Annotated in this window: 12 protein-coding genes; 7 read left to right on the top strand and 5 right to left on the bottom strand. The window is 68.0% G+C overall.

Going from position 1 to position 19,527, the window contains the following annotated elements:
• Nucleotides 1-27: 27 nt before the first annotated feature.
• The 3 genes from ACFQQC_RS07525 to ACFQQC_RS07515 form a co-directional block, all read right to left on the bottom strand.
• On the bottom strand, nucleotides 28-1,629 hold the full coding sequence (locus ACFQQC_RS07525; protein WP_376861256.1) for a sensor histidine kinase: 1,602 nt from the start codon (nucleotides 1,627-1,629) through the stop codon (nucleotides 28-30).
• 101 nt (nucleotides 1,630-1,730) lie between these two features.
• Entirely contained in the window at nucleotides 1,731-4,067 is a 2,337-nt protein-coding gene (locus ACFQQC_RS07520) for a GH92 family glycosyl hydrolase (RefSeq protein WP_376861254.1), read from the bottom strand.
• Between the two features lie 62 nt (nucleotides 4,068-4,129).
• A complete protein-coding gene (locus ACFQQC_RS07515; protein ID WP_376861252.1) occupies nucleotides 4,130-4,744 on the bottom strand; it encodes a TetR/AcrR family transcriptional regulator in 615 nt (204 codons plus the stop codon).
• Nucleotides 4,745-4,805: 61 nt separating this feature from the next.
• On the opposite strand from ACFQQC_RS07515, the gene ACFQQC_RS07510 reads away from it, so the two are divergent.
• Genes ACFQQC_RS07510 through ACFQQC_RS07500 form a run of 3 tightly spaced genes read left to right on the top strand, consistent with a single transcriptional unit; the run spans nucleotide 4,806 to nucleotide 7,746 of the window.
• The gene (locus tag ACFQQC_RS07510; RefSeq protein ID WP_376861250.1) at nucleotides 4,806-5,591 is read left to right on the top strand and encodes a Coq4 family protein; all 786 of its coding nucleotides are present in this window, start codon (nucleotides 4,806-4,808) and stop codon (nucleotides 5,589-5,591) included.
• A complete protein-coding gene (locus ACFQQC_RS07505; protein ID WP_376861249.1) occupies nucleotides 5,591-6,019 on the top strand; it encodes a DUF2147 domain-containing protein in 429 nt (142 codons plus the stop codon). The genes ACFQQC_RS07510 and ACFQQC_RS07505 overlap by 1 nt, the downstream gene beginning before the upstream one ends.
• Nucleotides 6,020-6,045: 26 nt before the next feature.
• Complete coding sequence (locus ACFQQC_RS07500) at nucleotides 6,046-7,746, top strand: AMP-binding protein (RefSeq protein WP_376861247.1); 1,701 nt, start codon at nucleotides 6,046-6,048, stop codon at nucleotides 7,744-7,746.
• A 4-nt stretch (nucleotides 7,747-7,750) separates the two neighbouring features.
• Here ACFQQC_RS07500 and ACFQQC_RS07495 read toward each other — a convergent pair whose 3' ends face one another.
• A complete protein-coding gene (locus ACFQQC_RS07495) occupies nucleotides 7,751-8,602 on the bottom strand; it encodes a bile acid:sodium symporter family protein (protein WP_376861245.1) in 852 nt (283 codons plus the stop codon).
• Nucleotides 8,603-8,613: 11 nt separating this feature from the next.
• Nucleotides 8,614-10,290, bottom strand: coding sequence for an FAD-binding dehydrogenase (locus ACFQQC_RS07490; protein ID WP_376861243.1), 1,677 nt, complete (start codon nucleotides 10,288-10,290; stop codon nucleotides 8,614-8,616).
• Between the two features lie 235 nt (nucleotides 10,291-10,525).
• Here ACFQQC_RS07490 and ACFQQC_RS07485 point away from each other — a divergent pair, with 235 nt between their 5' ends.
• The 4 genes from ACFQQC_RS07485 (at nucleotide 10,526) to ACFQQC_RS07470 (ending at nucleotide 19,527) form a co-directional block, all read left to right on the top strand.
• Complete coding sequence (locus ACFQQC_RS07485) at nucleotides 10,526-13,525, top strand: TonB-dependent receptor (RefSeq protein ID WP_376861241.1); 3,000 nt, start codon at nucleotides 10,526-10,528, stop codon at nucleotides 13,523-13,525.
• 187 nt (nucleotides 13,526-13,712) lie between these two features.
• On the top strand, nucleotides 13,713-14,192 hold the full coding sequence (locus ACFQQC_RS07480; protein WP_376861240.1) for a hypothetical protein: 480 nt from the start codon (nucleotides 13,713-13,715) through the stop codon (nucleotides 14,190-14,192).
• Nucleotides 14,193-14,300: 108 nt separating this feature from the next.
• Nucleotides 14,301-16,433 (top strand): TonB-dependent receptor, encoded by a 2,133-nt coding sequence (locus ACFQQC_RS07475; RefSeq protein WP_376861238.1) that lies wholly within the window; start codon nucleotides 14,301-14,303, stop codon nucleotides 16,431-16,433.
• 322 nt (nucleotides 16,434-16,755) lie between these two features.
• Nucleotides 16,756-19,527 carry a TonB-dependent receptor gene (locus tag ACFQQC_RS07470; RefSeq protein ID WP_376861237.1) on the top strand — a complete coding sequence of 924 codons (2,772 nt, stop codon included), beginning with the start codon at nucleotides 16,756-16,758 and terminating at the stop codon, nucleotides 19,525-19,527.

The following is a 19,527-nucleotide window of genomic DNA, read 5'->3' as shown; positions in this document are numbered from 1 at the left end:
CAGTTTCGCGTGACGGGCCGGCGACGGTCAGTCTCCGGCAGGCGGCAACGGCAGCGCCACCCGGAACAGGCTGCCGGCGCCGGTGCTCTCGACCTGCAGGCGGCCGCCCATGACGGTGGTCAGGCCGTGGCTGATGGCCAGGCCGAGGCCGGCGCCGTCGGCGGCGCGGGTCGAGCTTTCATCGACCTGTGTGAAGGCGTTGAACAGGTCGGCGACGACTTCGGGCGGCACGCCGGGGCCGGTGTCGACGATCTCGAAAATCAGGGCGTTGTGGGTCTCGCGCGAGCGCAGGGTGACCGTCCCCTCGGGCGTGAAGCGGATGGCGTTGTCGATGACCGGCTCGATCAGGCGGGTGATCTGGCCCTCGTCGCCAAGGCGGCGGGTGGGGGCCTTGGCCTCGACACGCAGTTTCAGCCCCCTGGCCGTCGCGCTGCCGCGATAGTCGGCCGCCATCTGGCGCAGGAGCTGATCGGGCGAGAAGGGCTTGGGATGCAGGATGACGGCGTCGCTCTGCAGGCGCATGGCGACCAGCAGGTTCTCGATCAGGCGCAGCTGGGCCTTGCCGGCCTCCTTGAGCAGGGCCATGCGGTCGCGCTGCTGGGGCGTCAGCAGGTCGCCCTCGATGATCTGGGCGATGCCGAGCACCCCGTTCAGGGGCGTGCGCAGTTCGTGGCTGATGTTGGACAGGAAGCGCGACTTGGCGGCGCTGCCGGCCTCGGCCTTCTGGAGCGAGGCGGCGAGGGCCTTTTCGCTGTCGGTCAGGCGACGGACGTCCTCGGCGACACGCCTGAACAGCAGGGTGGCGGCCAGCAGGGTGGCCAGCAGGAGGATCACCAGCACCGGAGCGGCGTCGCGCAGGATGCGGGCGCCGGGCGCTTCGGGCGTCCAGATGATCGAGCCCAGGGTGCGCCCTTCGATACCGCGCACGGCGACCGCGGTCTCGTGACGGCCCGTCGCCGGAACCGCTGCGCCCGACTGATAGCGGGGCTTGGTCAGGCCGAGATCGGTCTCCAGCGGCGCCACCACGCTTTCGAAGGGCTTGAACGAGGCGATGACCGGATCGCTGGCGGGCACAGGGCCATTGTCGGTGTGACGCACGACCGTCGAGGCGGAGGCCAGCCAGGTCTTGCCGTCCGCGCCGACCACCCCGCTGCGCAGGCGCACGGCGTCCATGGCCACGGCGGACCGGTCGCGGACGGCGGCATGGTTGCGGACATCCGTCACCAGGGGCAGGGCGGCACGGGCGTAGGGATTGGCGGGATCGGCGCCGGCGGGCGCGCCGCCGAGGCTGAGGCGCAGCAGGCGGCCTTCGCCGTCATAGGTCAGGGTCGCGGCATGGCCGCTCTGGATGGCGTAGAAGGCGCCGACATGGTGGTCGATCCAGTCGGTGTCGGCCGGGCCGCTGAGACGGACGACGGCTTCGTCCCAGGTGGTGGCGGCGGTCAGGTCGTTGTTGACGCCCTTGAGCGCCTGGGCGACGCGCAGCTGGACAAGCTGCTGCTCTTTCTCGCGCTGGTGGGCGTCGATGCCGGCGCCGACGACGACCAGCACGGCCAGCATCCCCAGGAAGGCGAGCGCCACGAGGATGACCGCGACCCGAAAGGTCGTCCACGTCCGTCGGTCGGCCAAGGCTGTATACTCCGCACGCCGGGGCCACACGCACACGCGGCCCCTTGAGAGCGCCCTCTAGGCCGGAGAAGGTGAATGCGCCGTTAGCCGCGCATGGCCCCTCACTGGCCGTACCCGCTCATGGCATAGGGCCGTTCGGCGGCGGTGGTTCCCCAGGTCAGGTTCGGCTCGGCGCCCATGACGAAGTGCAGCGCGCCGCCGGCCTGGATTTCGTCGTGGCCGATCCAGGTGCGGTTCAGCGGCTGGCCGTTCAGGGTGACGGACTGGACGTAGAGGTTGGTGTCCGCCAGCCCTTCGGTGGAGATGGTGAAGGTCTTGCCGTTGGGCAGGTTCAGCACGGCCCGCTCCACGAAGGGGCGGCCGATGACGTACTGACCCGAGGCGGGGGTGACCGGATAGAAGCCCAGCGCCGTGAACATCAGCCAGGCCGACATCTGGCCGACGTCGTCATTGCCCGCCAGACCGGCCGGGCCGGAATGGTACTGGGTGTCCATGATCTGCTTCAGCCGCGCCTGCGTCCGCCAGGGCGCGCCGGCGAAGACATAGGCGTAGGCCGAGTGGTGGCTGGGCTCGTTGCCGTGGATGTACTGGCCGATCAGTCCGGCGATGTCCTCGGCGTGGGAGTAGTCCAGCCCGGTGTTGTCGTAGTCGAACATGGCGTCGAGCTTGGCGACGGTGGCCTCGTCGCCGCCCATGGCGGTGACCAGCGCGGCCATGTCCTGCGGGACGAACCACGAATACTGCCAGGCGTTGCCCTCGGTGTAGTCCGAGCCGTAGTTGATGGCGGTCGGATCGAAGGGCGTGCGGAAGCTGCCGTCGGCCAGGCGCGCGCGGACGAAGGTGGTCTCCGGGTCGAAGGTGTTGCGCCAGTTGGCGGCGCGGCGGTCGAACTGGGTCTGCACGTCGGTGCGGCCCATCCGCTCGGCCATGCGGGCGATGGTCCAGTCGTCATAGGCATACTCGACGGTCTTGGAGGCCGCCTCGGGCTCGCGGTCGATCGGCACCCAGCCCAGGTCCATATAGTCGCCCAGGCCGCCGTAGGGGCGGTAGGTGGCGCTGGCCACCATGGCGTTCAGGGCGGCGTCGGGGTCGATGCCGTCGACGCCCTTCAGCCAGGCGTCCGCGATGACCGGGACGGCGTGGTAGCCGATCATGGTCCAGGTCTCCTGACCCGCGAACGACCAGACCGGCAGGATGCCATAGGGGCTGACCTGCTGGGCCGCGATCAGGGAGTTGACCATGTCGGCGTTGCGGCTGTCGGGCTGGACCAGGGTCAGCAGCGGATGCTGGGCGCGGAAGGTGTCCCACAGGCTGAAGGTTGAGTGGACGGTGAAGTCCGACTGGTGCACCGCATTGTCCGGCCCACGCCAGCGCCCGTCCGCATCGCCGTGCACCGAAGGGGCGATCAGCGAGTGGTACAGGGCGGTGTAGAGGCTGGTCCGCATCTCTTCCGGGGCGGTGAGATCGACGGCGCCGAGGGCCTCGGTCCAGGCGGCGCGGCTTTCCGCGCGGACGCCGTCGAAGTCGAAGGTTCCGCCCTCGGACTCCAGATTGCGGATGGCGCCGGCCTCATCGACCGAGGAGACGGCGACCTTGACCAGCAGGGGGCCGGTGATGGAGCCGAAGTCGAAGGCGGCCTCGAGCTGACGGCCCTGCACCTGGGCCCGGTCGGTCATGTCGCGGCCCGGCTGGCGGAAGCCGCGGTAGGGGACTTCGGCATCCCGATCCTGCAACTGGTAGCCGACCAGCGGCTTGGAGAAGCGCATGGCGAAATAGAGCTGGCGGCCCGGGGCCCAGCCGCGCGTCTCGCGGAAGCCGGTGACGGTGCCGTCCGGGTGCACCCGGATGCGCGACCACAGCACCTTGCCCGGGTAGTCATAGATGGACGGGCGGAAGTCGAGGAGGATGCGGGCGGGCTGGGAGCGCGGGAAGCTGTAGCGATGCAGGCCGACGCGGACGCCGGCGGTCAGCTCGGCGCGCACGCCCGAGTCGGTCAGGCTGACGGCGTAATAGCCGGGCTCGGCGACCTCGGAGGCCTTGTTGTAGCGGGACCGGTAGCCGGAGCCGGGCGTGGCCGGATCGCCCGCATCCCACTTCACCTCGCCCGAGATGGGGGTGATCAGGACGTCGCCGAGATCCGAGTGGCCGGTGCCCGAGAAATGGGTGTGCGAGAAGCCGAGGATGGTGGGATCGTCGTAGCGATAGCCCGCGGCCCAGTCATAGGACTGGCGGAAGGGGCGGAAGTCGGTGTCCGGGCTGAGCTGGACCATGCCGAAGGGCGCGACGGCGCCGGGGAAGGTGTGGCCCTTGCCCGCCGTGCCGATGAAGGGATCGACGGCGTCATAGGCGGTGGCGATCACCGGTTCGGCCTCCTGAGCTGTGGCGCAGCCCGCCAGCATCAGGGTCGAAAGCACCGCCGCCAGTCCGATGTGCCGCATTCCAGCCTCCCGAGTCACAGCCGGGGCGACCCTAGCACCAAGGGCGAGCGGCGCCAGCGGGATCAGGCGCCGGTATCGGGCTTGAGCAGGAAGTGGGGCAGGAGGCCGGCGATGACCTGGCGGCCGGTGTCCTCGTCCTGATCCAGCATGTTGCGCAGGGGCGGGCCGATGAGGGCCTCGCCGAAGGCGCTGACGGCGATGAACAGGACGGCGGCGGGAATGCGGGTGTGGGCCTGACCATCCGGGTCGCCCAGCTTGTCGAGGATGGCCTGGACCAGGCCGGTGACGGCGTCGCGCACCGGCTCCAGATGAGACAGGTCGCCCCGCAGGACGATCCACGCCGCCAGCTTGGCCGCGCCGCCCTGGGCGAAGGCGTCGAAGACGGCGTTGACCAGTTCCAGCGGCGCGCCCTCGTCGGTGCGCAACCGGGCGATGGCGGCGTCCAGGGCCTGCGAAAGATCGGCCACCATCGAGGCCATCAGGGCCGACTGCAGGCCGGCGGCGGAGCCGAAATGGTGGATCAGATTGGCGTGGCTGACGCCCAGATCGTCCGCCACGGCCTTGAGCGTCACGGCGTCCGGACCGCCGGTCAGCAGGCGCTGGCGCGCGAAGGTCAGCGCTTCGGCGCGGGCTTCATCGGGCGTGCGCCGACGACGGCGAGGCGTGTCTATTGACATTTATGTAAGTTACATCCATGTAGATAAGGAACTGGTTAAGCTCAGCCTCCGGAGAGAGCAAGTGACTGCGGAACTTCTGATCGACAGCGCCGATCTGGCCCCTCCGGTCCGGGCGTCCACGCGACTGAAGCCGCGCAAGGTGCAGCCGCTGCGCGCCTTGCGCGCCCTGCGCCGCCTGATCGCCAACAAGGAAGACACCGCCCAGGTGTTCGAGATCATGAACGCCCTGGCCGGCGGATCGGTGCGCCGGGGCTACCAGAAGATGCTGGATGACTCCGAAGGCGCCCGGCAGGCCTATCTGATGACCGAACTGGCCGACCGTCTGCAGGATCGGGCCTGGCTGGAAACCTGCCCGGCGGGCAGCGTCGGCGAGGCCTATCTGGCCTTTATCGACGAGCGGAACCTGTCGGCCTACGGATTGGCGGACGAGAGCCGAAAGGTGGCCGACACCGAAATCGATGCGGCCCATCCTCACGCCTGGTACGCGCGGCGCCTGCGCGACGTGCACGACATCTGGCACACCCTGACCGGCTACCGCACCGATGCGCTGGGCGAGGCCTGCGTGGTGGCCTTCTCGCTGCCGCAGACGCGCAGTCCGGGCTTCGGCCTGATCGCGGCGGGCGTCGCGGTGCAGTTTGCGCGGGCGAGGACGGGCCATCCCTGCGCGCGGTCGGTGTTCGAGGCCTGGCGGCGCGGGCGCAAGGCGGGCTGGCTGCCCGCGCTGGATTACGAAGCCCTGATGATGGAGCCGTTGACCTCGGCCCGCGCGCGTCTGGGGCTGGCGGGATCGACCCTGTACGACCGGGTGCCGGTCGAGTTGCGCAACGCCTATCTGGGCGCCGCCTGATGCGCGCCGCCGTGGTCGCCGGACTGCTGGCGCTCGGCATCGCGGCGCCGGCGGTGGCGCAGGAAAGCGCCCTGCTGGGCCGCTGGCGCACGCCGGCGGAGGGCGGGGTGGTCGAGATCCAGCGCTGTGGCGCGGCCCTGTGCGGTCGGCTGGTGGACGCGGCGCCGCTGCGCGCCAATCCGGACCAGAGGGACGTCCGCAATCGCGACGCGGCCCAGCGGGAGCGTCCGTTGCGCGGCCTGACGGTGCTGCGTGGCTTCACTGGCGGGCCGACCGAGTGGCGGGGCGGTCCGCTGTATGATCCGAACAGCGGCCACACGGCCGACCGCGGAACCTTGACCCTGCAGGAGGGCGGGCGTCGCCTGTCGGTGCGGGGCTGTATCGCGCGCGTGCTGTGTCGGACCCAGACCTGGCGTCGGGCCGACTAGCGGTGGCGAGCGAGGGGGATTTCGGCGTGTCGCGGACGGCGGCGGACGCCCTGTGGGCGCGCCGCTTCTGGACCGACGGCTATCGGCCTGACGTGCCGACGCACATTGATGACGAACTGGAGCACTGGTCCGGGATCGATGCGCTGTTCGAGGCGGATGCGCGGCGGTTCGCCGACCGGACCGGCTTCGTCAGCCTGGGCAGCGGGCTGACCTACGGGACGGCGCTGGCGGAGGCGAAGGCGTTCGCCGGGTGGCTGCAGTCGGTCGGGATCGAGCCCGGCGACCGGGTGGCGCTGATGATGCCCAACTGCCTGCAGTATCCGGTCGCCCTGTTCGGCGTGCTGTTCGCGGGCGGCGTGGTGGTCAATGTGAACCCGCTCTACACCCCGTCGGAGCTGCGGCATCAACTGACCGACAGCGGCGCGGTGGTGCTGGTGGTCGCCGAACTCTTCGCAGGGGTTGTGGCCGAGGGGGTCGCGGGCACGTCGTTGCGCCAGGTGCTGTTGACCGGTCTGGGCGACATGATGCCCTGGCCGAAGCGGGCACTGGTCAATGCGATCGGTCGGGGCAGGACGGCGGCGCCGCTGCCCGTGTGGTCCGGGCGCTGGAGAACCGCGTTGAGGGCGGGCCGGAAGCAGCGGCTGACACCCGTGGCGCGGAGCCCCGAGGACCTGGCCTTCCTGCAGTATACGGGGGGCACCTCGGGCGTGGCCAAGGGTGCGATGCTGACCCATCGCAACGTCGTGGCCAATGTGCTGCAGGGGCGGGCTTGGGTGATGCGACAGATCCCTGACACCCAGGTCGTCGGCAACGTCACCCTGCTGCCGCTCTACCATATCTTCTCCCTGACGGCGAACCTGCTGATGTTCACGGGCGTGGGCGGTCGCAATGTGCTGATCGCCAATCCGCGCGATGCGAAGCGGGTGAACTGGGTGCTGAAGCGCGAGCGGTTCGCGGGCATGGCCGGGCTGAACACCCTGTTCGCCGGGCTGTTGGCGGACCCGGCGTTCCGCAAGCGGGACTTTTCCGAACTGAAGCTGACCATCGCCGGCGGCATGCCGACCCAGAGGGCAGTGGCCGAGGCCTGGCAGGCGATGACCGGCGCGCCGCTGGTGGAGGGGTATGGCCTGACCGAATGCGCGCCGATCGTCTGCGTCGGCCATGTGGATCTGGATCGGCCTGAGAGCATGGGCTTTGACGGGACCGTGGGCCGTCCCGTTCCGTCCACTGAAGTGCGGATGCGGCGGGAGGACGGAAGCTGGTGCGGGATCGACGAGGCCGGGGAACTGTGCGTGCGCGGGCCGCAGGTGATGCGCGGCTACTGGAACCGGCCGGAGGAGACGGCGAAGGTGCTGTCGCCCGAAGGCTGGCTGGGCACCGGCGATGTCGGGGTGATGCTGGCCGACGGACGGGTGAAGCTGGTGGACCGGATCAAGGACATGATCCTGGTGTCCGGGTTCAACGTCTATCCGAGCGAGATCGAGGATGTGGTCGCGGTCCATCCTCTGGTGGCCGAGGTCGCGGCTCTGGGCGTGCCTGACCCGGTGCAGGGCGAGCGGATCAAGATCGTGGTCGTGCCACGCTCGGACGACCTGACCGCCGGGATGCTGACCGCCCACTGTCGCGAGCGGCTGACCGGCTACAAGGTGCCCCGGCTGATCGAGTTTCGCAGCGAGCCCCTGCCGCGCACCGCCGTTGGCAAGCTGCTGAGGCGGGAGTTGGCCTGACCCGTCAGGCCGGACGGCGGCGGGCGACGACGAAGCCGAACAGGGCCGCGACCGGGAACATCAGCACGCCGTAGATGGCGGCGGGCAGGGACATTTCCGGCTGCTGAAGCACCCCTTGAGCCACCACGATGGCGAGGGTGGCGTTGTGGATGCCGACCTCGAAGGCGCTGGCGATGGCCTGGGGGCGCTCGATCTTCAGCAGGCGCGGGACGATGAAGCCGAGGCCCAGGCTGATGAGGCAGAACAGGGTGGTGATGCTGCCCAGCAGCAGCAGGTTGGAGGTCAGCAGGTCGAAGCTGCTGGCCACGGCGCCGAGGATGACGACCGCCAGGATGACGACCGAGGCGATGCGCACCGGCTTGTCCATGGCCTTGGCGAAGGCGGGCTTGAGGCCGCGCACCAGCATGCCCAGCCCGACCGGGGCCAGGACGATGACGAACACCTCCAGCGCCTTGCGGAACTGCAGGCCCAGGGTCAGGTCGGCGGGCTGGAAGTATGCGATCGCCAGATTGGTGATGACCGGCAGGGTGATGACGGCGATCACCGAGTTGATCGCGGTCAGGGAGATGTTCAGGGCGACATCGCCCCGGAACAGGTGGCTGTAGAGGTTGGCGGTGGTGCCGCCCGGCGAGGCGGCCAGCAGCAGCATGCCCACCGCCAGCATGGGCGGCAGGCGGAACAGCAGGACCAGACCGAAGCAGACGGCGGGCAGCAGGAGCAGCTGACAGGCCAGCGCCACCCCGGCGGCCTTGGGGTTCTTCGCGACGCGAGCGAAGTCGGCGGGGGTCAGGTCCAGCCCGAGGCCGAACATGATGACGCCCAGGGCGAGCGGCAGGGCGACAGCAGCGAATTCCATTGCGATGACCTCTAGGTGTTTCCAGCCATGGCCCGCCCCGCGGCGCGACCGGAGAAGATGCAGCCGCCGAGGAAGGTCCCCTCCAGGGCGTTGTAGCCGTGCACGCCGCCACCGCCGAAGCCAGCGGCTTCCCCTGCGGCGTATAGTCCGGGGAACACCGATCCGTCGGGGCGCAGGACCTGACTGTCAAGGTTGGTCTGCAATCCGCCCAGACTCTTGCGGGTGAGGACGTGCAGCTTGACCCCGATCAGCGGACCGGCGGCGGGATCGAGGATGCGGTGCGGCTTGGCCACCCGGGCCAGCCGGTCGCCGAGATAGCGGCGGGCGTTGTGGATGCCCTGCACCTGAACGTCCTTGGCGTAGGGGTTGGCGAATTGGACGTCGCGCGCCTCGATCTGGCTGCGGATGTGCGCCGGGTCGAGCAGGGGGGTATCGGTCAGGGCGTTCATCTTCCCGACCAGCGTCTCCAGATCATCGGCGATAACGAAGTCGGCGCCGTGGCGCTTGAAGGCCTCGACCTCGGGCGAGGCGCCCTTGCCCAGACGGGTCTGCAGGACCTTGAGCCAGCTGCCGGAGGTGATGTCGCCGTTCTGCTCGGAGCCGGAGAGGGCGAACTCCTTCTCGATGATCTTCTGGGTGAGGATGAACCACGAGTGGTCGTGGTCGGCCAGATCGGGCGTGGTGCGCAGGTGGCGCAGGGTCGAGATGGTGTCGTAGCCGGGCAGGGCGGGGGCGGGCAGGCGACGGCCCAGGGCGTCCAGCCAGATCGACGACGGCCCCGGCAGGATGCGGATGGCGTGGCGCGGCCAGATCGGATCCCAGTTCCGCACCCCCTCGACATAGTGCCACATGCGGTCGCGGTTCACGAGGCGGGCGCCGGCGGCGTCGGCGATGTCGAGCATCCGGCCGTCGACATAGGCGGGGACGCCGGTGATCATCTCGCGCGGCGGTTGGCCGAGACGGTCGGGCCAGAAGCGGCGGACCCGGTCGTGGTCGCCGCCGATGCCGCCGGTGGCCAGCAGGACTGCATCCGCCGACAGGGAGAAGGCGCCGGTCTGCGTGCGGTTGGTCGCGGCGCCGCGCGGGGCGTCGTCCTCGGCCAGATGGACGCCGGACACGCCCGTGACCCGCCCGGCCTCGACGATCAGGTCATCGACGCGACAACGGTGGTGGAAGGTCAGCAGGCCCTTCGCCGCCGCGTCCCGCGCGCGCTCGGCCAGAGGGCCGGCGACGCCGGTGCCCGTGCCCCAGGCGACGTGGAAGCGGGGCACGGAGTTGCCGTGTCCGTCTGCACGGCCATCCCCACGCTCGGCCCAGCCGACCATGGGCGTCAGGCGGATGCCGTGGCTCCTGAGCCAATCGCGCTTCTCGCCAGCGGCGAACTCGACATAGGCCCGACCCCAGCGGGCGGCCCACGCGTCCTCGGGCAGGGGGCCGTCCAGCCGGTCCCAGCCGGCACTGCCCCGCCAGTCCGACCAGGCGAGGTCGAGGGAGTCGCGCACGCCCAGCCGGCGTTGCTCGGGGCTGTCGACAAGGAACAGGCCGCCGAACGACCACCAGGCCTGTCCCCCCAGGTTCGCGGGGCCTTCCTGGTCGACCAGGGCGACCCGCCGCCCTGCCGCGGTCAGCTCATCGGCCGCCACCAGACCGGCGAGCCCTCCACCGACGATGATGGCGTCATAGCGCATGGAACAGTCCTTCGGAGCGGCTCAGCTTCATTCGGATTTACATCAATGTAAATAGACGTGGCTGGCGGGAGCGGCGCTCCAGTCAACATTGATGTCAATAGGTATTGACATGCTCGTCAGTAGTGCGAAGTTGGCTGCAACTGCCGGTGGTCCCGCCGCGCCGAGCAGCAAAACATCAGGTGGGAGGAAACGACACCATCGCCGTTGGGGAACGGCGTGCTTCGGGAGGGACTTCATGGCTTCATCGGCCTGTATTCGCGCGCGCCTGGCTCTGACCGTCTCGGTCACCGCTCTTGTGCTGGGGACGGCTCCGGCCTTCGCCCAGTCCACCGAGCCGCCTGCCCGGGCGCAGGACGATGCAACCACGACGGTCATCGAAGACGTCATCGTCACGGCCCAGAAGCGCGAACAGTCGATCCAGGACGTGCCGATCGCCGTGACGGCCCTGTCGTCGGAAACGCTGGAGGCCCTGCGCATCGAGGGCGGCTCCGAACTGCTCCGGGCGGTGCCTAACGTCAGTTTCTCCAAGTCCAACTTCAGCATGTATAATTTCTCGATCCGCGGGGTCGGGACCAAGGCCGTTTCGGCGTCCAGCGATCCGGCGGTCGCCGTCAGCTTCAACAACACGCCGCTGATCCGCAACCGTTTGTTCGAACAGGAGTACCTCGACGTTGACCGGGTCGAGGTGCTGCGCGGACCGCAGGGCACCCTGTACGGCCGCAACGCGACCGGCGGCGTGGTCAACATGTTCCCCGAACTGCCGGTGAACGACTACGAGGGCTATCTCCTGGGGGAGGCGGGCAATTTTGGCTCGATCCGTGGTCAGGCCATGATCAACATCCCGCTCGGCGACACCTTCGCCATCCGGGCGGCGGGGGCGTTCACCCAGCGCGACGGCTTCGACTACAACAGCTTCAAGGATACGCAGGTCAATGACCGGGACCTGTGGTCGACGCGCTTCTCGGCGGCCTGGACTCCGTCGGACCGCTTCCGCTCCAACCTGATCTGGGAGCATTTCGAGGAAGACGACAGTCGCTCGCGGACGGGCAAGCAGCTGTGCACCACCGATCCGGGGCCGACCAGCATCGGCGGCGTCGCCGTGCCGGCGGGGCTGATCCGCAACCAGCTCAGCCAGGGGTGCCAGCCGGGCTCCCTGTATGAGGACGCCGCCTACGGCGCGCCCAACGGCGGCTCGCTGGCCTATATCCGCTTCGCCAGCTCGAACATCGGCCTGGGCTGGAACTCCGCGACCAATCCGCGGGTCCGCGTCTATCCGATCCCGCTGGGGATCGATCCCTATGCGGGCGTGACCCAGTCCCGCGATCTGCGTGAGATCGGCACCAGCTATGACCCGGTCTTCCGCGCCACCAATGACGTGGTGCAGCTGAACCTGTCGTTCGATGTCAGCGACACCCTGACCCTGCATTCGCAGACCGCCTGGGCCAAGGACGACTATTACGCGTCGCAGGACTATGCCCGCTACGTCTCGAACCCGATCTTCGTGGACTCGTCGAACCTGTTCAACACGGCGCGGCAGCCGATTTCGTCGCCGATCTCGCCGGGCGGAATCTTCACCGACCCGCAGCTGGGCGCTTCGGACAGGCTGCTGTCAGTCGATCTGAGCCGGTCAGATAATAGGCAGTGGTATCAGGAGTTCCGCCTGCAGTCGGCCCTCGACGGCGGGTTCAACTTCAGCCTCGGGGCCAACTACCTCGATTTCAAGTCGCAGGACGACTACTTCGTCTTTAACAACGTCTTCACCCTGATTGCCCAGTACTGGTACAATCAGGACCTCACCAGCGCCAATACCGGCCTGCGTCCGATCGTCTGTGACGACACGGTCGCCCGTGAATGCGTCTATGTCGATCCGGCGCCGCTGGATCAGCTGGGCGAGGACGGCCACAACTATTTCCGCAGCAAGAATGCGGTGCACACCCGCTCCTGGGCCGTGTTCGGCGAGGGCTACTGGGATCTGTCGTCTGACCTGCGGCTGACGGCGGGCCTTCGCTACACTGTCGATCGCAAGGTCACGACGCCCTATCCCAGCCAGTTGCTGATGGGCGCCGAGCTGAACGGGACGCCGGGCTCCTCGTCGGGCGGCTATTCGCGTCGCGACTACCCGGCGCTGCCGGACGTGGAGCAGGAGTGGGACGCGGTCACGGGCCGGCTGGTGCTGGACTGGTCGCCGGACCTGAGCTTCACCAATGACACCCTGGTCTATGCCTCGCTCTCGCGCGGCTACAAGGGCGGGGGCACCAATCCGCCGCGCATGGATATCAATCCGACGGTGGTGCAGTACCAGCCGCTGGCGGGCACCTTCGAGCCCGAATATGTGACGGCCTTCGAGATCGGGACCAAGAACACCCTGCTCGACGGCACGCTGCGGCTGAACACCACGGCCTTCTTCTATGACTATGCGGACTACCAGGTCTCGCAGATCGTCGACCGGATTTCCCTGAACGAGAATTTCGACGCCCGCATCTGGGGCGTGGAGATCGAGGCGATGTGGCGTCCTGTCGAGGGGCTGCAGTTCGACGGCACCCTGGGCTGGCTGAACAGCCGGATCGGGGACGGCGAGAAGTCCATCGATGTGATGAACCGGACGCAGGGCAACGAGGAGTGGACGGTTCTGCGGCCGTGGATCCAGGTGCCGTCGAACTGCATCGCGCCGACGCGCCATGTCGAGGCGATCCTGAACCGCTACATGACGCCGACGGACCAGACCCAGCTGGCGCTCAGCGCCCTGTGCGCGGGGTCGAGCCGGTTCGGCACCTTCGATCCGTCATTCCCGTCGACCATCCCGTTCTACACCCTGTACGGCTTCAGCTATAATCCGCTGCTGGAGGCGCCCAACGGCGGTCGCGGCTTTGATGCCGACCTCAGCGGGAACGAACTGCCGAACTCGCCGGACTGGACGCTGAATCTTGGGGTTCAGTATACCTTCGCCCTGGACGCCTGGGACCTGACGCTGCGCGGGGACTACTACCGCCAGGGCGACAGCTGGGCGCGCGTATACAACACCGAGTATGACCGCCTGAAGGGCTGGGACAACGTCAACCTGTCGGTGGCGCTGGCGCATGCCGACGGGATCACCATCGAGGCCTACGTCAAGAACGTGTTCGACGACACGCCGATCACGGACGCCTTCACCAACAGCGACGATACGGGGCTGACGACGAACGTCTTCACCCTCGATCCCCGCCTGATCGCCGTGCGGGTCAGTCGAAAATTCTGATCCGCGACCGAGGTCCGGACGGTGGTCCGGATCATGATGGCAGCCCCCGCCCGGCACGCCGGACGCGGGCTGTTGCCTTGCTTATAATCCGTTGAAAATAAAGAATTAATTGGATTGACTCCAGGTTGTGTTTGCAACCCTATGGGGGCGCTCCACGAGGGAGCTCACGTAAAACGGGAGGATTATCATGATCCGCAAACTCGCCTTCACCGCCGCCGCCCTCGCCAGCCTGTCGATGGCCGCACCGTCGTTCGCCCAGACCTTCTCGCCCAGCTCCGGTCCGCTGTCGGGAAATGGCAATGTGGACCTTCAGCAGACCGCCACCCTGAACTGTGATGTCGATGTCGATGTCGCCTCGATGGGCGCCACCAGCGCCGCCATCAGCTTCCGCGATATCTACGCCGGCGACTTCCTTTGCTTCGTTGTGGCGCCCTACGGGGCCTGGAGCCTGGCCACCGTGCCCGGCAGCACCGACAAGATCGCCCTGACCATCGGCGCCAACACCATCGCCAACAAGCCCTGTTACGACACCATCATCGTCGACTGGGACAATGTCGCGAAGGAGATCACCTTCAACAACAACGTGCTGGACCCGGTGACGCCCGGTAACCCGAGCTGCACGATCCTGTCCGGCGTCATCTCCATTCCGGGCCTGTCGATCCTGTAGGGGTGTGATCGTTCACTCCCCGATCCCGCTGACTTGCCGGGCGCTCACCGCGCCCGGCATTTTCTTGTGCGCCGACCCGAGAGATTCGCGCCGGTCAGGGGGATGCGCATGAGCGTCGTGGTGGTGGGGATCGCTGTGCTGGGCCTGACGGCCGGGCAGGATGCGACGTCCGCCGCCCGCGCGCAGGATCCGCAAACGGCGACGGTTCTGGAGGATGTGATCGTGCTGGGGCGCCGCGGCTCCACCGATCTGGTCCCTGAGCGGGAGCTGGGCGCGGACGAAATCGACGCCCTCAACGCCTGGGACATCGGCGAGGTCATCTCGCGACTGGGCGAAACCTTCGGCGACGGTCAGTCGCCGGTTGTGATCATCAACGGACGCCGCATCCTTGATCCCGGCAATTTCACCGGCTTCCCGCCGGACGCCATATCGAGGGTCGAGGTCCTGCCGCCGGAGGCCGCCGCCCTGTATGGCGAAGACCCGTCCAGACGGGTGTTGAATGTCGTTCTGGTGCCGGAGTTTCGAAACCGGGAGGGGCTGGCCAGCCTCCGCGCTCCGACCGCCGGCGGCGCGTCCGGCGGGACGCTGGAAGGTCGACAATCCTCGATCCAGGGAGACGACACCCATCAGTATGGCCTGCAGGTGTCGCGCGACACGGCGCTGTGGGCCAGCGATCGGCCCGGCTATCGCGACGGCGTGCTGCCGGACGGCGATGTGACTCTCCGGCCCGAGAGCCGTTCCGTGACCGCCAATGCGGCTGTCACCGCCACGCTCGACGACTGGGCGGCCTCGTTCAACGCGACGGGGACGGGATCAAGCGAACAGTTTCGGACCGCGGCGGGCGAGGCGCGGCAAAGCGGACACAGCCTGTCGCTGAATGGCGGTCTCGGCGGCGAGTGGGGCGGCTGGACGGTGAGGAGCAGCCTCAACGGGACGCTGTCGGAAGGGCGGCAGGAGGGGCTGTCCGAGGTGAGGTCGCGCACCATGGGACTGGGTGTTCAGGGGATGGCCAGCCGTCCGCTGTTCAGCCTGCCGGCCGGGCCGGTGCAGTTGAACCTGAACGGTCGCTGGAGCCGAACGGAGTCGCGTACGCAGGCGCTCGCGGATGAAGTCCGGCGGTCTTCAAGCAGTTTCGACCTGCGGGGCGGCCTCGGCGTGCCCTTGTCACGGTCGACGCGGCGTGGTCGGTCGCCGACCGCCGAGGGCGGACGCTGGGGTGATCTCAGCCTGACCCTGGGCGGTCAGGTGGGGCAGTCCGGCGGCTCGGACCTGCGCGGGGGCGCCAACGGAGGTCTGTCCTGGGCGCCGATCCGTCAGTTGCGGATGAGCGGGCAGTGGTCGGTCACGGTGGACAGCCCCTCGGACGGCCAGAGATACGATCCCGTCATCCAGGCCCCGCCCCGCACCGTCTATGACTTCCAGACCGGCGAGGCGGTGGAGATCGCGCCGCTGATCGGCGGCAACCCGGACCTGCGTCCGCAGCGGCAGGATCGTCTCACGGTCTCCGCCGCCATGGGGCCTTTCACGGCCTGGCGCATGCAGGGCAGTCTCACCTGGGCGCGGCTGGAAGCCACGGATCAGATCGGCGCCGTGCCCTTGCTGTCGCCGGCGGCGGAGGCGGCGTTCCCCGAACGCTTCCTGCGGGATCAGGCGGGTCGTCTGGTCGGGATTGATCTGCGGCCGATCAACATGGTCTCCGCCCGTACCGGCACCCTGTGGGTCAATCTGGGCATGAGCCTGCCGCTCGGCGCACGGGTTTCCGATCGCGCCCTGCAGGTGGGGCTGACCCAGCGATGGAGCCTGACCGACACCCTGACGATCCGGGAGGGCTATCCGGTCCTGGACCGGCTGGCCGGGGACGGCGGCGGGGCGGGGCGGGGGCAGACGTCGCTCCGCCTTGATCTGCGACTGGCCGCGCTGGGCGTCAATGTGGACGCGCGGCGGCGGGAGGGCGGGCGCGTGCGCCGCACCGTCGGCGTGGACGGACCGGATGATCTGCGACTGGCGACCTTCAACTCGGTGGACGTGAAGGTCAGCTATCGGTTCCGTCCTCCGGCCGGTGAGGCGGAAGCCAGACAGGGCGGCGATGGCGGCTTGAGGCTGGAACTGGAGGTCGCCAATCTGTTCGACGCCCGCCCACGCGCCCTGCTCGGGGACGGGCGGTCCGCGCCGGGCTACGGACGGGATGACAGGGATCCTGTCGGACGGACGGTTCGTCTGTCCCTGAGCCGCCGCTTCTAGACCGCGGCCCCTTTTCATGGGGCAGGCCTCGGCGTGACCACGCGGCAACACCCGATCTTCCGACGGACGTGAAAAGCCCCGGCTGACGCAGTTCGTCGCAGAAACAGACCAATTGGTATATTATAAAATGTAAATCATCCGGTCCAACTGGCTTGACTTAGTGGTCCACTCGATAAAGCTTCGCGCCAACAAAACAAAAGGCTCATGGGAGGGCCGTATGCAGGTTTGGTTTGGCGCGCGGGGGCCGCGCACACTCGCGCGTGGTCGCTCGATCTTGCTGGCGGGCGTTTCGGCGATCTGTTGGACTGCGGCGGCGCCCGCAATGGCCCAGGACGGTCAGGACGAACCGGTCGTCACCCAGGAAAGCACGCTCGATGAAGTCGTCGTCACCGGCACCCGGCGGACGCTGCAGACCTCCATCGAGACCAAGCGTCAGGAAGCCACCATCGTGGACGCCCTGACCGCCGACGAGATCGGGGATCTGCCCGCCCTGTCGGTGGGGGAAGCGATCGAGACCATCACCGGCGCGGCCTCGCACCGGGAAAAGGGCGGCGCCTCCGAAATCGCCATCCGCGGCATGGGGCCCTTCCTCGGCGCCTCGACCTTCAACGGTCGTGAGGCGACGAACGGCAGCGGCGACCGGTCGGTCAACTTCAACCAGTTCCCGTCGGAACTGATCAACCAGATCAAGGTCTACAAGACCCAGCAGGCCAATCTGATCGAGGGCGGCGTGTCCGGTCTGGTCGAACTGGGCACCCTGCGGCCGCTGGACTTCAACCGTCAGCGGATCCAGGTCGAGGGCAAGATCAACTACAATCCCTATGAGGATCGGCTGCTGGACCAGCCGTCGCCAGGGTATCGCGGCACCATCAGCTTCGTGGACCAGTTTGATCTGGGCGGGCTGGGCCGGATCGGCCTGTCGCTGGGCTTCCAGCGCAATGACGTGACCAATCCGGAAGAGGTCTACAACGCCAGCTCGACCTGGGTGGCCTGTAACGCCAACACGACCCAGACCGGCAACTGCACCGAGGTTACGCGCGCCCAGGCCGCGGCCGGCACGCCCTTCTATCTGGTCCCGAACAGCTACACCTTCCGTCAGATCGAGGAGGACGACACCCGTGACGCCTGGTTCGGCGCGGTTCAGTGGCGGCCGAATGATCGCTTCAACATCAACCTCGACTACCAGTACTCGGATCGCTCCTATAACGAGCGGCGCAATGAGCTGGGCATCTCGGAAGCCCGCTACGGCCTGACCAACCGGGTCGTCAACGAAAACAATGTGCTGCTCGCCGCCACCGGCAACAGCTCGATCGAAACCAACTCGACCTTCAAGAACCGCTCCGAGACCTATGAGGGCGCGGGCCTGAACGTCGAATTCTTCGTCAACGAGGCGCTGACCCTGAAGGGCGACGTGTCGTGGTCGCATACGCTGCGCAACGAGACGGATCGCAACGTCCGCCTGCGCTCGGACCCGCTGGACATCTATGGCGTCCGCACGCCGATGAACAATCAGCGGGTGCCGTACACGATGGACCTGCGCAACGGTCCGGTGCCGACCTTCACCATCGATCCGCGCTTTGACATCACCAACCACGACCTGTTCAGCGACGACGCCCGTATCCGGCGCGACCAGAGCCAGCGCGATCACGAGATCTTCGCCACCCGGTTCGACGCCACCTATGAGGTCTCGGAAGGCTTCTTCACCGCCTTCGACGCCGGTGTTCGCTACTCGACGATGACGTTCAAGGACTTCGACAACCGCGTCGAGTTCACCCAGGACGACCGCGCCGTGGACCGCGAGGCCAACCTGCTGTGCCGGACGCCCTTCCCCCAGACCGACTTCCTGGACAGCTCGTCGTCGAACAGCATCACGCGCTGGGCGACCTTCGACGCCGTCTGCCTGTTCGAGGCCTATTCGGGCGTACCGGACACCGGCCTGCCGATCGATATCCGCGCGGTCGAGAACCGTGACGTCTCCGAGGATGTATGGGCCGGCTACGGCATGGCCAGCTTCGCCGGCATGGCGGGCAACCTGCCGTTCCGCGGCAACATGGGCCTGCGCGTCGTGGACACCCAGGTCACGTCCAAGGGGCTGCGCGCCGATCTGGACGTGGTCGAGAACGGCGACGGCACCATCAGCCTGGTGCCGACGGGCGCCTTCAACGAGCAGGTGTTCGAGCACGGCACCACGCGCTGGCTGCCCAGCCTGAACCTGACGTTCGAGCTGAAGGACGACCTGCTGCTGCGCGGCGGCCTGTTCCGGGCCATGTCGCGTCCGGCCCCGAGCGCCCTGGGCGCCGGACGGATCATCACCGTCGACAGCGGCGCCGACTATGCGAATGTGGCCGAGGCCCTGCGCAACATCAGCGCCAACGGCAGCCCGCGTCTCGAGCCGCTGATGTCATGGAACGCCGACCTGTCGCTGGAATACTACGCCAACCGCGACTCGATGTTCGCCTTCGCCGTCTACGCCAAGCAGTTCACCGGCGGCTTCCAGCCGGTCGCCTATGACGAGACCTTCGTCATCGACGGCCAGTCGGTCACCGTGCCGGTCGTCCAGACCGAGAACAGCGATGACGAAAGCACCCTGCTGGGCTTCGAGGTGACGGGCGCCTACCGCTTCTCGAACCTGCCGGCGCCGTTCGACGGGCTGGGCACCAAGATCAGCTACAGCTACGCCGATCTGGACTTCGAGAACGAGGATGTCCGTCTCGGCGACGTGATCGACGCCAACACCGGCGTGGTGACCCAGGGCATGATCCCGCCGGCCGGCCTGTCGGGCCTGTCGAAACACGTCCTGTCGGCCCAGCTCTACTACCAGATCGGCAACCTGGATCTGCAGGCGATCTACAAGTACCGCTCGGACTACTACCAGGACTTCGTGGGCGGCAATTCGCAGCTGCGCTACGTCCACGGCGTGGGCACGGTGGACCTGCGGGCCAGCTATGCGCTGAGCCGGAATTCCCGGGTGCAGTTCGAGGCCGTCAACATCACCGACGAGCCCCGGATCGAGGATATGCCGGTGTGGGGCGCGACCCGCGGCTACTACGCCTACGGCAGCAAATACTACATCTCGATGCGGCACCGGTTCTGA

This window comes from Brevundimonas sp. GCM10030266 (genome assembly GCF_042666595.1).
GTDB lineage: Bacteria > Pseudomonadota > Alphaproteobacteria > Caulobacterales > Caulobacteraceae > Brevundimonas.
This window is presented reverse-complemented; position numbering and strand designations above follow the sequence as displayed.

Excerpts from the sequence above, each read along its gene's own strand:
- ACFQQC_RS07520 (WP_376861254.1), bottom strand. The coding sequence starts at position 4,067 with ATGCGGCACATCGGACTGGCGGCGGTGCTTTCGACCCTGATGCTGGCG.
- ACFQQC_RS07515 (WP_376861252.1), bottom strand. The coding sequence starts at position 4,744 with ATGTCAATAGACACGCCTCGCCGTCGTCGGCGCACGCCCGATGAAGCC.
- ACFQQC_RS07505 (WP_376861249.1), top strand. The coding sequence starts at position 5,591 with ATGCGCGCCGCCGTGGTCGCCGGACTGCTGGCGCTCGGCATCGCGGCG.
- ACFQQC_RS07495 (WP_376861245.1), bottom strand. The coding sequence starts at position 8,602 with ATGGAATTCGCTGCTGTCGCCCTGCCGCTCGCCCTGGGCGTCATCATG.
- ACFQQC_RS07490 (WP_376861243.1), bottom strand. The coding sequence starts at position 10,290 with ATGCGCTATGACGCCATCATCGTCGGTGGAGGGCTCGCCGGTCTGGTG.
- ACFQQC_RS07485 (WP_376861241.1), top strand. The coding sequence starts at position 10,526 with ATGGCTTCATCGGCCTGTATTCGCGCGCGCCTGGCTCTGACCGTCTCG.
- ACFQQC_RS07480 (WP_376861240.1), top strand. The coding sequence starts at position 13,713 with ATGATCCGCAAACTCGCCTTCACCGCCGCCGCCCTCGCCAGCCTGTCG.
- ACFQQC_RS07475 (WP_376861238.1), top strand. The coding sequence starts at position 14,301 with ATGAGCGTCGTGGTGGTGGGGATCGCTGTGCTGGGCCTGACGGCCGGG.
- ACFQQC_RS07470 (WP_376861237.1), top strand. The coding sequence starts at position 16,756 with ATGGCCCAGGACGGTCAGGACGAACCGGTCGTCACCCAGGAAAGCACG.